The organism is Microbacterium shaanxiense, from assembly GCF_054779995.1.
On the sequence record NZ_BAAGXE010000001.1, the window covers coordinates 57,841 to 71,081 of the forward strand.

The window sequence follows — 13,241 nt, forward strand, 5'->3', positions numbered from 1 at the left end:
ATGCCGCTTTTCGGCACGGACGGCGTTCGAGGACTTGCCAACGGCATCCTCACCGCCGACCTCGCGCTCACCCTGGCCCAGGCGACAGCAGTCGTCCTGGGCCAGGGCCGCACCGCGGAAGCCCGCAAGTCCGAGGGAAAGCGACTGTCCGCAGTCGTCGCCCGCGACCCGCGCATCTCCGGTGAATTCCTCGTGGCGGCAGTCTCGGCCGGCCTCGCAGCATCCGGTGTCGACGTCCTCGACGCCGGTGTCATCCCCACTCCGGCCCTGGCGTTCCTCGTCGCCGATCACGATGCCGACTTCGGCGTCATGGTCTCGGCGTCGCACAACCCCGCGCCCGACAACGGGATCAAGATCTTCGCCCGCGGCGGCGTGAAGCTCCCCGACGAGGTCGAGCAGCGCATCGAAGCGGCGATGTCCGGCGAGAAGCTTCTGCCCACCGGTGCCTCTGTCGGTCGCATCGAGCGTTTCTCCGACGCGGAGGACCGCTACGCCCTGCACCTGCTGGGTTCGCTGCCGCACCGGCTCGACGGCATCCACGTCGTCCTCGACTGCGCGCACGGCGCAGCATCCGGTGTCTCGCCCGAGACGTTCAACGACGCCGGCGCTGAGGTCACTGTCATGGGTGCTGAGCCCGACGGCATCAACATCAACGACGGCGTCGGATCGACCCACCTCGACAAGCTCGCGGAGGCCGTCGTTCGTCTCGGCGCCGACGTCGGCATCGCGCACGACGGCGATGCGGATCGCTGCCTCGCGGTCGACGCGAACGGCAACATCATCGACGGCGACCAGATCATGGCCATCCTCGCGGTGGCGATGAAGGAACGCGGACACCTCACGGACGACACGCTCGTCGCCACGGTGATGAGCAACCTCGGTCTGCACCGTGCGATGGAAGCCAACGGCATCACCGTGCGCCAGACCGGCGTCGGCGACCGCTACGTGCTCGAAGACATGAACGCCGGCGGCTACGCCCTGGGCGGCGAGCAGTCCGGTCACGTGATCATGAGCGAATTCGCGACGACCGGTGACGGCGTTCTGACGGGCCTGCACCTGGTCGCCGAGATGGCGCGCCAGAAGAAGTCGCTCGCCGAGCTCGCCTCGGTCATGACTGTCTTCCCGCAGGTGCTCATCAACGTGCGCGACGTCGACAAGGACCGCTGCGCCGATGACGAGGGCGTGCAGGCGGCCGTCGCCGCCGTCGAGGCAGAACTCGGCGACACCGGACGCGTGCTTCTGCGCAAGTCCGGCACCGAGCAGCTGGTGCGCGTGATGGTCGAGGCGGCGGATGCCGAATCCGCTCAGTCCTACGCACAGCGTCTCGCCGACGTGGTCAAGGAGCGCCTCGCGCTCTAGCGGTGAGCCCGGGTTCGCCCGGGACGCGCCCCCGCCGGCCCGGCCCGGCCGGCGCCCCCGCGGTCACGAGGCGTGCCGAGAAGAGTTTCGCGGCTCCGAAGCATCGGAAAGCCCCGAAACTCTTCTGGGCTCCCTCCCGTCGGACGATAGGAAGGGTGCGGGGCGTTCACCGGGCGGCAACCCTGCGGCCATGTGGGACGGGGTAACGCGACACGTGATGTTGCGGCGGCGTCAATAACTTCGAGAGGTCCTGCCCTCCCCGAAGTCATTGGATCATCCCCCGTGCCTGTGCGCCGTTCTTCCCTTGTCCTTCCGTCCGTCCTCGGAACCACGGTGCTGCTGGCATCGCTGCTTCCGGCCGCGTCTGCCGCGGCAGCCAGCGTTCCGACCGTGCCCGTCGGCGCGACCGCGGCTGCGCCGGTCTCGGCCGCAACCGATGCGGCCCCCGCTCCAGCGACTCCGGCGATCATCGTCACCGAGATCCTCGCCAACACGGCGGGCGACGATCACTTCGAGTACTTCGAGATCCACAACACGACGGCAGAGGCGATCGACCTCGCGGCGCAGGGCTTCTCGTTCGCGTACTCCTACGTCGACTCCGATGACCGTTCGCGCGATGTGGCGCTCACCGTCGACGAGCCGCTCGTGCTCGCCGGGGGCGAGACGGCAGTGCTGTGGCTGAGCTACGCCACCGGCAACGTCGACTCGTTCGTCCGCACCGTCGACCAGTTCCGCGCGTACCACGGCGTGGATGCCGCGACCCAGGTCGTGCGCATCACGGGGCAGAACGGCATGGCGAACGGGGGAGACCGCGGCATCCGCGTGCTCCAAGCAGACGAGCTGCGCGCGTGGTCGCACTACCCCTCCGCCTCGATGGGCGAGGATCTCGCCGTGCACTTCCGGTTGCCATCCGAATCAGCCGACCCCACGGCTCCCGAGAGCCTGACCGTTCTCGGCCTGCAGTCCGAGCGCACACCGGGCACCGTGCTTCCGATCGCGCTCGAGCGTCCGACCACTGCACCCGAGCCGCCGGTGCAGGGCCCGGCCTCGAACTGGCCGATCATGGTCACCGAGATCGCGCCAGACAACTCCGGTGTCGACGACTTCGAGTTCTTCGAGATCCACAACACCACGGCCGAGGCGATCGACCTGCAGGGCTACTCCTTCGCCTACAGCTACGTCGACTCCGCCGACCGCAGCCGTGATGTTCCGCTCACCGTGACCGAGCCCACGGTCGTCGAACCCGGTGAGACCGTCGCGATGTGGCTCAGCTACACGACGACCACGGTCGACTCGTTCGCGCGCACGGTGGACGAGTTCCGTGCGCACTGGGGCGCCTCCGCCGAGACGCGTGTCGTCAGGGTCGAAGGACAGGCCGGCATGGCGAACGGCGGCGGCCGCGGCATCCGCGTCGTGCACACCGGCGACGACATCGCGAACTGGTCCTTCTACCCGTCCGGATCCGTCGGCGTCGACGTGACCGCGCACTTCCGCATCCCGGGCGACATCGCCGCGCAGAGCATGCTGCTGCTCGCCGAATCCGGCGCACCGACACCTGGCACGATCACGGACGAGGCGCTCACGGCGCCCGAGCCCGAGCCGGAGCCCGGCTTCGACCCGCAGCCCGACCCGTCCGTCGTGACCGCGCCGCTGCAGGTCACCGAGGTGATGCCCGACTCGACGAACGTGGGCGCATCCGACGGCTACGAGTTCATCGAGGTGTACAACGCCACGAGCGAGCCGATCGATTTCGGCGACTACACGATCAACTACCTGTATCCGGTCGACGAGTACACGAACACGCAGACCGCACGCTGGCCGGCGACCCCTGCCGACGTCGTGATCCCCGGTGGCGATTCGCTCGTGCTGTGGATCAAGAACGGGCCCAACAACGACCTGGGCGCGGCGGAGTTCAACGGCATGTTCGGCACGTCGCTGACGCTCGGTGAGGACCTGGTCGAGATCTTCGCCGGCGGCATGGCGAACTCGTCGCCGCGCGGCATCGAGATCATCACGAACACCGGCCACACCGTCAACCGCGGCTACTACTTCATGGGCGACACCGACGACACGGTGGCCGACCAGGGCATCCGCTACGCGATCCGTGAAGACGACCTCACCCTGCAGCGAATGCTGGGGATCGCCCCCGCCACGCCTGGCGCGGTGCAGTCCGACCAGGTGCCCGCCGGGCTCATGATCCCGGCGCCGGACACCGTCGCACCCGCGATCGAGAACCTGACGGCCGCGGAGATCGATCCGGCATCCGACTTCGCGCTGAACTTCCGCGTCACGGATGACGTGCTGCCGCGCACGGTCACGCTGTCGCTGGCGAACGACGTCGACGGCGCCTTCACACCGATCAACCTCAGCGACGCGGGTGACGGCACCTACGTCCACACGATCAACGCGGTCGACCTGTTGGGCAAGTCGTGGTTCGAGTACGCTGTGACGGCGTCCGACGGCACGAACGTCACGAGCACCGACACGGTGCGGGTCGCGGTCGCGGGCGCCAACACCGACCCGCTGCGACTGAACCTCGAGGAGGGCGCCTTCGTCGGCGGAGTCACGACCGTCGTCGGCGCGGGCGATGAGCATCCGGCCGAGATCGAACTCGATGTCGACGGTGAGCCGCTCGAGACCGTGACGAGCCTCGAGGCCGAGCCGGTGTTCGCCTTCGAGGCGTCGAACACCGACTACTACTTCAAGAACGGCGTGCGCATCGGCGACGACGTGCTGAGCATCTTCGACGAGGGCACGTACGCGAACTGGGAGACGATCACGACTCCGGTGCCGCTGTCGTATGTGCGCGAGGGCGACGAGCTCGTCGTGAGCGTCTGGGCCGGCACGAAGAAGGCTCCGGAGATCGACGAGGGCGAGAACAACGACGACTTCACGATCCGTGGGCTTCGGCTCATCCTTCCCGATGGGCGCACTCTCACTCCGCAGGGATACGACGACCCCGCGGCCGTGCTGCAGATGGGCGACAGCGCAGGGAAGTTCGACTTCTTCGACGCGCGGTTCACCCTGCCGGAGGACGCCTTCTCCGCAGTGACCGCCGAGTGGGACACCACCGCCCGCGACGACGGTGCCGCGGTCGTCACCGCGACGGATGCCGAGACCACCGTCTCCCGCGCGGTCAGCGTCGACAACACCGGACCAGAGGTGACGACCGAGATCGTCGACGGCTCGGCCTACCAGGGCGAGATCGCGATCGACGCCGAGGTCGTGGACGCCGGAATCGGCGAGGTCACCACGATCGCGACGCTCGACGGCGTCGAGATCGCACTGCCGCACACGACGTCGTCGGTCGAGCTCACAGCCGGCGAGCATGTCGTCGAGATCACGGCGACGGATGCTCTCGGCAACGCCTCGGAGTACACGGCGACCTTCATCACCTATGACGAGCAGCCCAGCGCCGGTGCGATCGCGCCGGTCGAAGGGGCCGAGGTGACGGCGGGCGATGTCACGCTGCAGGCGAAGGTCGAGGATCCGACCGGAGACGTGCTGGATGTGTCGTTCCTCGAGGGCCGCAGGGTCGACCTGTCCGACGGCGACATCGCGCTGCAGTCCGGCACGGTCAACGACGCGCAGAGCCTCGAGCGCGATCAACCGGAGACGCTGAGCGACGACGACATCCGGATGCTGTCCACCGCGGACGGTCTCGCCAACGACGTGTCCTCGAGCGCGGAGTTCCCGTACCAGCTGTTCGACGTCGAGACCGGTGACGCCGGCGACGGCTCGCTCGTGCGGGTGTCGTGGACCGGGCATGCGGATGCCGGTGCCACGGTGATCCTGTACGCGCTGACGGCCGATGGCACGTCGTGGACGGAGCAGACCAGGCAGGTCACGGCCGATGAGGGCTCGTTCACGCTCGATGCCGCCGTCGATGTCACCGCGCATGCGCGCGACGGGGTCGTGCGGGTGCTCGTGCAGCACTCGGAGGGCTTCGCGGGTGACGATCTCAGCACGCGCGAGTCCGATGTCGCCGCGCGGCATCCGCTCGACACTCCGCGTTCGGAGTACGACTTCACGTTCGGCTGGGAGTCCGACACGCAGTACTACAACGAGAACGCGATTCCTGAAGAGGACCGCTACCGCCACCAGCAGGCCATCCACTCGTATCTGCTCGAGCAGCGCGAGGCGATGAACCTGCAGTACCTGTTCCACACCGGCGACATCGTCGACGATTACGACCAGATGTACCAGTGGGAGAACGCCGACCCCGAGTATCAGCGTCTGGACGAGGCGGGGCTGCCGTACGGCGTGCTCGCCGGAAACCACGACGTCGGTCACCAGCTGATCGACTACACCAACTACGGCACGTACTTCGGCTCTGACCGGTTTGCGGGCAACCCCTGGTACGGCGGCAGTTTCGAGAACAACCGCGGGCACTACGACCTGCTCTCGGCCGGCGGCATCGACTTCATCATGGTGTACACCGGATGGGGCCCCGGTGACGCCGACATCGCCTGGATGAACGAGGTGCTCGCGCAGTACCCCGACCGTGTGGCGATCATCGCGCAGCATGAGTTCATCCTCACGACGGGCGGGCTCGGGGAGATGCCGCAGCGCATCCTCGACGAGGTCGTGGCGGTGAACCCGAACGTGAAGATGGTGTTCTCCGGGCACTATCACAGCGCTCTGACCCGGACGGATCAGTTCGACGATGACGGCGACGGTGTCGCGGAGCGCAACGTGTACTCGATGCTTTTCGACTACCAGGGTCTGCCAGAGGGTGGTCAGGGCTTCCTGCGACTGCTGCACTTCGACACGGTCGGCGAGCGCATGATCGTGCGGACGTTCTCGCCGTCGCTGGAGGATCCGGCCAACGGGGGAGCGCTCGGCAAGTACGACTCTGACGATCCGACGCTCGTGAACGCTCCGCAGGAGTTCGAGCTCACGTTCGATCAGCTCGGCATCGAGGCGGGCGAGCGGATGCTGGGCACCGACGCGTTCTCGGCCGAGATCCTCACCGCGAGCGAGATCGCGTCGTTCGAGGGTGTGGCTTCCGGCTCGATCCTCTCGGCGACGTGGCCTCTTGCCGAGGTGGGGGAGCGCGGATGGTACGTGCGCACGAGCGACCCGTACGGCGCGGTCGACTTCTCGCCGGTGCAGCTGTTCACTGTGCTGGCGGCTCCGGATCCCGACCCAGGCACCGGCGGCGGCGGCGACGGGGGCAACGGCAACCCGGGCAACGGCAACGACAACCCCGGCAATGGCAATGGCAATGGCAACCCAGGTAACGGGAACGGAAACCCCGGCAACGGCAACGGGAACGGCGGCAACGGTTCCAACGGCTCCGGTGGCGGAGCGGGCGGCGGAACGTCCGGCGAGGCGGGTGGATCCGGTGCGGATGCCGGTGACGACGCCCTCGCGACGACCGGTGGCGAGGTTTCGGGCCTGATCGGCTGGGCGATCGCGGGTGGGCTCGCGCTGCTGCTCGGCGGCGGACTTCTCATCCGCCGCCGCATCACGAGCACCACGCGCTGACTTCGCGTCAGTTTCTCACCGCGACACCCGTCGGGCTCTGACGACCCGGCGGGTGTCGCTGTTCGTGTCGTGGGCGCCAGCGAGCAGTACCGGTTCGTTGGCGCGTTGCGTCGGCGTCTCGGGGATGGCGTGCTTCGTCGGTTGCTTGGGACGTGTGGGCCGTCGCCTGCGTTTAGCGTGCGCGGCTCGGCGCGCGTGAATGGCCAGTGGAGCTTGGGAGTCGCCGGGTTCGCGCGCGAACGGCGGCGGCATCGACCGGCTACGCCGAACGAGCGAGTCGCGGATCCGTACCGTCGGTGGGCGCACTTCTCCAGTGCGGCCATTCGGGTGGCGGATCCCATGCCCAACGGATCGCGGATCGGCTGGTGAGTGGGATGGGCTCCCGGCTGGCGCCGATCCCGCTGCCGGCTTTATCACCGCCCGTCTCGCCGATTCCACCGCTGCCGCCTCCGCCACCGGAGCCAGACCCAGACCCAGACCCAGACCTAGACCCGGGCCCAGAGGCGTTCGCGCCGCGACCGCCCGGCGGATGGAGCATGAACCCGCCAAGTCCTTCGCGCGTGATCTTCCAGCCGTTGTTGTGCAGCAGCATGTGGTGATGTCTGCAGAGCAGAATGCCGCGGTCGACGTCGGTGAGACCGAGATCCTCATGCCAATGATCGCAATGATGCGCTTCGCAGTACGACGCGGGGACTCGGCATTCCGGGAACATGCATCCGCCGTCGCGAACAGCCAGCGCGACGCGCTGTCTCGCGGTGAACAGCCGCTGTTCGCGGCCGACGTCGAGAGGATTGCCGCAGCTGTCGACGATGACGCTCCGGCCGCCGACGGTGCACAGGTTCCGATCGACCACGGTTCCGGGTAGGGCGTCACCGCGATCTTCGAGGTGTCCGGTGGCGAGCATCCGTCCGAATGCATCGCGCACGCCGGCGGCACCGTCCACCGTGACGATTCTTATCCCCGGCTGGCGGGCGCCGAACACATCAGCGGCATTCGCGAGTGCACCTGCGCGCAGGATATCGGTGAACAGATCGTAGGTGATCTGGTCGTTCGTGCGCGGGTCGTCGACAAGAGCGCTCGCCGCTGCGCGTTCCTCATCTGTCATGAACCTCGGTCCGCCGCGGCGGGGGCGCAGCGCAGCATCCTGGATCGAGTCCAGCCACGCGGCCGTCTCGTCGTCGGAGATGATGTGCGTATGGTGCTGCCCGTCCGCATTGCGCCATGACCGCCACGATCTGGCCGCGTACGAGCGCTCGAACCGTTCCTGCACGCCCTGCGGATCCAGCGTGTCGCGCACCTGCCGCGCACGACGCGCGAGGTCTTCGACCGACATGTCGGCGGCCTCGACCACGAGCTGCGCCGCGGCGAGCGACCACACCTCGATCATCGCTTCCGTCGGGCTCTCGGCGCCGTCGCGAGCAGGAGGCTGGCCCATTCCACGGAAGATCGCATCGTGTTGGGCGGTCGTGATCCTGCCGTTGAACAAAGCCTGCCGCAACGGCTCGTGCCACGGCATCCGCACCTCGTGATCGTGCGAGCGGCCGTTGCCGCTCGGCTCGGCACCCCAGCCGCCGTCAGGCCCGGACGCACCGGCACTCGCACCATCGGCGTCACCTGCCGTCGCACCCTCATAGGTGGCGCCGTCTCCGTCTCCTACCGCGCCTTCCCAAGCCCCCGAGCCGCCAGCACCGGCACCGGCACCAGCACCAGCACCAGCACCAGGACCAGGACCAGGACCAGCATCAGCACCCGCACCAGCGGAATCGTCACCCCAACCCCAACCCCAGCCGGACCCCGCGCCCTCTCCGCCGGACGCATCTCCAACCGCACGGCCCGCCGCCGCGGCATCCGCCCCTTCGATCAACGACTCGCCCAACCGCACGGCGCGCGCCGCATCCGAGCGCGTGCCGCCGACGATCGATTGCACCAACGACATCGCGTTACGGTGCCCGCGTGCCGCCGCCAGCCCTGAATGCCCGGCCTCGCGCCGCGAGCGCTCGGCCACCACTCCCGCACCGACCGTCAGCATCCGTTCGGCGCAGTGCGCAACCGCCGCCGCACCGGCCAACGCGCCGATGACCGCATCATCGTCGAGTCTGCGCATGGCTGTCAGCAGGACGTCGATATCGACGTCGCCCATACGCGATTCCAACCCCTCGAGGGTGTCGCGCAGTTCGCTGAAAATGGCCATACTTCATAGTGTCAGCGGCCGCTGACATTCGAACAAAGATTCGTAGATCTGTGGATAACTACAGCGTGCCCCAGCGCCCGATCGGCCACAGGATCAGACCGACCTTGCCGACGACATCCTCGCGCGTCGCCCACCGCCAGCACGAAGCATCCGCATCCGGCACGCCGCGGCAGTGAGCCGCCGAGTCCGACGAGTTCGCCCGATTGTCTCCGAGCACGAGGTACGACCCCTCGGGTACCGTCACGGAGTCGAAGCACCGCATCGACGCGGGCTCGGTCGTGCAATCGAGCGTGCCCGCTTCGAAAGGGAAGTCCGAGCCCAGATACGTCTCGTCGAGTTCGACACCGTCGACGGTGATGGCTCCGGATGCTGTGCAGCACTCCACGACCTGCCCCGGCCCCGCGATCACCCGCTTCACGAGGGTGTGGGGGCCGGACGGCCCGAATCCGGTGACCTCGCCGACCCATCGGGCCGCGGCCTTCCACCAGGGCTCGGAGGCAGCCGCATGCGCGCCCCAGGTCTCGTCGGCATCGAACACGATGACGTCGCCGGTCGCCGGTTCTGATCCGACGTAGGCCAATCGGTTGACGAGCAGTCGATCGCCGGGCTGCAGGGTCGACTCCATCGACGCGGACGGCACCAGGTACGGTTTGGCGACGAAGGTCAGCAGCAGACCGGCGACCGCGAACGCGGCGATCAGGTGAAACCAGGCGCTGCCGGTGATGCGTCGCCAAAGCGGCCGGGATGCGGGAGCGGCGGGAGCATCGGTCGTCACACCCCCACGTTACCGGTGACGCATCTCAGCGAGCGGATGCTGCGCCGGTGCCCACTTCGACCGGCTCAGCGAGCGGAAGCTGCGACTCGATGCCCCTGGAACGGCCGGACGCCCAGGCTAGGCTCCGCATATGACGCCGTTTCGAACCCGATCCACTGCTCGACACTTAGCGATCGCGGTCGGCGCTGCCCTGCTTCTCGTGAGCGCCACCGGCTGCACGGCGGTCGCGGGTCCCGACGAGAGCGCATCGAGCGTGGACGCCGTAGAGGTGGTGGAGACGCCGGTGGCGACACCGACGCAGACACCGACGCAGACACCTGCCGAGACGACCTCGGCTGCCGATGAGGCGACCTGCGAAGGCTTCGCCGACGTGCAGACGATCCTGCTCAACGCGGAGACCGCCCTCCACCAGGACCGCATGACTCAGAAGGAGAAGGGCGCGTGGTTCAGTCTCGCGTCCCGTGTTCTCGGCAACGTCCCGTCGGCTGACGAGGGGCCGGTGGCCGAGGCTCTCGCGACGCTCACGCAGGAGTATCCCGCAGTTCCAGACCTGGACTCCACCGACATGGGCTCGGCGGACGAGTGGTACACCGCAGCAGGTGCGCTCATGGATGCGTGCGATGCGGCAGGGCACACCGTCATAGCGAACGCCTTCGCCGGCGGCTGAGCAGGTTCGGACCCGGCGGGCGAATCAACCTACGGCGCCGCGCAGATGCGGTACAGCCCGCTGTCGACGAGCACCTCGGTCGTGCATTCCATCCCGGTCAGGCGCGGCGCATCGGCCATGGCGGGGGCATCGAACAGTCCCACGTGCGCGCCGGTGAGCACGATCGGAGCCACCGCCGCGCCCCACGGCTGGGCCGCGAGCCATTCGATGTCGTTCTCCTCGACCCACTCCTTCAGCGGGGCGACGGCGGCGCGCTGCGTGGCCAGCGTGAGCCACGGGGGCTGGGTGGCGGCGACCGCGTGCACGGCGGCACCTCCACCGATCCCCAGGAAGACGACCCCCGCCGCGACCACCGAGACGACACGAAGGCGCCGCATCTGCAGCATCCGCTGGGCTCCCCACACAGCGCACGCCGCAAGGATCGGGAAGAACGCGAACACGCCGGCAGCCGGATGCCGCACCCACAGCGGCAGGTGCGACGCGGTGGCCCACCAGCCGACGAACGCGAGCGCGCCGACGGCGGACGCGGCGACGTAGACGACGACATCCGAAGACGAGCGGCGCGAGATCCACAACCCGCCGACGATCAGCAGCACCGAGACCACCGCGACGACCACGGCGACCCACACCGGCACCGACCACGACTCCGCGAGCGTCGTCAGCTTCTGCACCACTGTCGTCGGCTCGCCGGGCTGTCCGCCGCTGCGCACGAACGCGACGAGCGCCCGCAGGTGATCGATGAATCCGTCGAAGCCGAACGTCACCAGAGCGGCGAGCTCGAACAGGAACGTCGGCAGGGCGACGAACAGCAACGGCACGATCGAACTGCGCACCCACGCCCACACGCGCGACCATCCCGTTCCGGGAGCGAGCAGCAGCAGCGCCACCGCGAAAGCGGGCAGCGCGAGCAGCGCGATGAGCTTCGCCTGCACGGCGAGTCCGACAAGCAGCCCCGCGAGCCACGCTCGTCGCGGCAGCACGACGAGCGCCCAGACGAGCAGCGCCGCAGCGGGGATCTCGCCGAGCAGATCGGCGGGCCCCTGAACAGGCGACACCCCCGCAGACGTCGTGAACGCGAGTGGAACGGCGACCGCGAGAAGCGCGGCCCAGCGTCCGCCGATGCGGCGTCCGAGCACCCAGAGCCCCACGAGCAGCAGCACCCAGTATGCGAGCGGGATCAGCCGTGCCGCCAGAACAGGGTCGATACCGGTGGCGAGCAGCGCCGCGACGGGCAGCAGCACGACGGGTCCGGTCGAGATCCGCGCGTCGAACAGGGTGAGTGTCGACCCCGAGAGGGCGCCGTCACTCGCGTAGCCGAGCCCGGCGAGCAGATTGCGCGGCACGGTGAGGTTGAGCGCCTCGTCCTCCCAGAACCGCCAGACCGTCAGGCTCTGCCACGCGACGAGCACATGGCCGACCAGCAGGGCTGCGGCCAGCACCCAGAAGATGACGGAGCGAGCTCTGGTCATGTCAATCGTCAGAGAGGGGTCGTCGGATGCTGCGCAGCGGCGCCGATGGACGAAGCGACAGCGCCCACGCCTCCTGAAGAGCGGCGATCGCGAACTGGCGCAGCCGCTTGGGCGGCAGCCGAACGCCGGCGGCGCGGCCCCACATGGTTCCGCTGGCCGATTCGCCGCGGCGGGGGATGCTGGCCACGCGCACGTAGCGCACGATGAAGCCGCCGCGCGCCTCGGCGAGCGAGAAGTGCACGTGCGGCACGGTGACATCGGCGGGCACGGCATCCACCAGCGTCTGCAGAGCCGCCGGCCGATACGCGCGCAGGGGAGTGTTGACGTCGGGGATGCGACGACCGGATGCTGCGGCGATGAGCAGCCCGACCGCCGACGTGAGCACCTTGCGGTACCAGGGGTCGGTGCGCCCGTCGCGCACACCGTGCACGACGTCGGCGCGGGTCGTCTCGGCGGCCGTGATGAGGCGCACGAAGTCGACGCCGAGGAACTGGCCGTCTCCGTCGACGTGCACGAGCAGGTCGGGGTCGATCGCGAGCCCGGCGCGGTACGCGGCCAGTGCCGTCGGACCGTGGCCGCGATTGGCCGGCTGCGTCTGCAGGTCGACGTCTGCCACCTCGTCGAAGACGTGGGCGGTGTCGTCCGTCGAGCGGTCGTCGGCGATGACGAACGAGACGCGGTCTGCGAGGGGCGCGACGTGTTCGCGGATCTCGTCGATGAAGCCGCGGATGCCCTCGGCCTCGTTGTAGGCCGGCATGACGATGGCGAGATGGGTGAAGGTCAAAGGGTTCCTCGGCGGGCGTGTGCGGCGAGAGTACGCGCACGAAGTAGCCTAGTGGAGTGAAGATCCCTGCCCGTCTGCGCCGCCTTGTGGGCGTGGGAAGCCGATTTCTCGTGGTCGGTGCGCTCAGCACGGTCATCGAGATCGCGGTGTTCAACCTGCTCGTGTTCGTCTGGGGCTGGGATCCTGTGCTCTCCAAAGTGGTGGCGTCGCTCGTCGCCCTGGTCAACGCCTACATCGGCAATCGGGAGTGGACATTCCGGCACCGCGATCGCCGCGGCCGCGTCTCGGAGCTCGTGCTCTTCCTCGGCGTGAACCTCGCCTGCACCCTGCTGGGCGCCGCGCTGGTCTGGCTCGGCGTCGAGGCCTTCATCGGCCTGCGCGGGCACGCACCCGGTGCGCTGGCACTGAACATCGTGAACCTCGTGAGCATCGTGATCGTGGTGCTGCTGCGGTTCGTGCTGTACCACAAGGTGGTTTTCCGGGCTGCTCCGACGAGCTGAGTCCGC

8 protein-coding genes are annotated in these 13,241 nt (G+C 68.6%); 4 read left to right on the forward strand and 4 right to left on the reverse strand.

Annotated features, from left to right (window positions below):
* Nucleotides 1–1,359 (forward strand): phosphoglucosamine mutase, encoded by a 1,359-nt coding sequence (glmM, locus tag ACYVG2_RS00280; RefSeq protein WP_448964120.1) that lies wholly within the window; start codon nt 1–3, stop codon nt 1,357–1,359.
* 282 nt (nt 1,360–1,641) lie between these two features.
* Complete coding sequence (locus tag ACYVG2_RS00285) at nt 1,642–6,849, forward strand: metallophosphoesterase (RefSeq protein ID WP_460779150.1); 5,208 nt, start codon at nt 1,642–1,644, stop codon at nt 6,847–6,849.
* A 259-nt stretch (nt 6,850–7,108) separates the two neighbouring features.
* Here ACYVG2_RS00285 and ACYVG2_RS00290 read toward each other — a convergent pair whose 3' ends face one another.
* Together ACYVG2_RS00290 and lepB are read right to left on the reverse strand one after the other, a co-directional pair.
* Nucleotides 7,109–9,040: an HNH endonuclease signature motif containing protein gene (locus ACYVG2_RS00290; RefSeq protein WP_460779151.1), complete on the reverse strand. Its 1,932-nt coding sequence runs from the start codon at nt 9,038–9,040 to the stop codon at nt 7,109–7,111.
* Nucleotides 9,041–9,098: 58 nt separating this feature from the next.
* Nucleotides 9,099–9,815, reverse strand: coding sequence for a signal peptidase I (lepB, locus tag ACYVG2_RS00295; RefSeq protein WP_460779152.1), 717 nt, complete (start codon nt 9,813–9,815; stop codon nt 9,099–9,101).
* 130 nt (nt 9,816–9,945) lie between these two features.
* On the opposite strand from lepB, the gene ACYVG2_RS00300 reads away from it, so the two are divergent.
* Nucleotides 9,946–10,482 carry a hypothetical protein gene (locus ACYVG2_RS00300; protein WP_460779153.1) on the forward strand — a complete coding sequence of 179 codons (537 nt, stop codon included), beginning with the start codon at nt 9,946–9,948 and terminating at the stop codon, nt 10,480–10,482.
* Between the two features lie 29 nt (nt 10,483–10,511).
* Here ACYVG2_RS00300 and ACYVG2_RS00305 read toward each other — a convergent pair whose 3' ends face one another.
* Together ACYVG2_RS00305 and ACYVG2_RS00310 are read right to left on the reverse strand one after the other, a co-directional pair.
* Nucleotides 10,512–11,951: a hypothetical protein gene (locus ACYVG2_RS00305; protein WP_460779154.1), complete on the reverse strand. Its 1,440-nt coding sequence runs from the start codon at nt 11,949–11,951 to the stop codon at nt 10,512–10,514.
* A 1-nt stretch (nt 11,952) separates the two neighbouring features.
* The gene (locus ACYVG2_RS00310; RefSeq protein ID WP_460779155.1) at nt 11,953–12,735 is read right to left on the reverse strand and encodes a glycosyltransferase family 2 protein; all 783 of its coding nucleotides are present in this window, start codon (nt 12,733–12,735) and stop codon (nt 11,953–11,955) included.
* Nucleotides 12,736–12,791: 56 nt separating this feature from the next.
* Between ACYVG2_RS00310 and ACYVG2_RS00315 the strand changes: the two genes are divergently transcribed.
* The gene (locus ACYVG2_RS00315; protein WP_460779156.1) at nt 12,792–13,235 is read left to right on the forward strand and encodes a GtrA family protein; all 444 of its coding nucleotides are present in this window, start codon (nt 12,792–12,794) and stop codon (nt 13,233–13,235) included.
* The last annotated feature ends 6 nt before the right edge of the window (nt 13,236–13,241 follow it).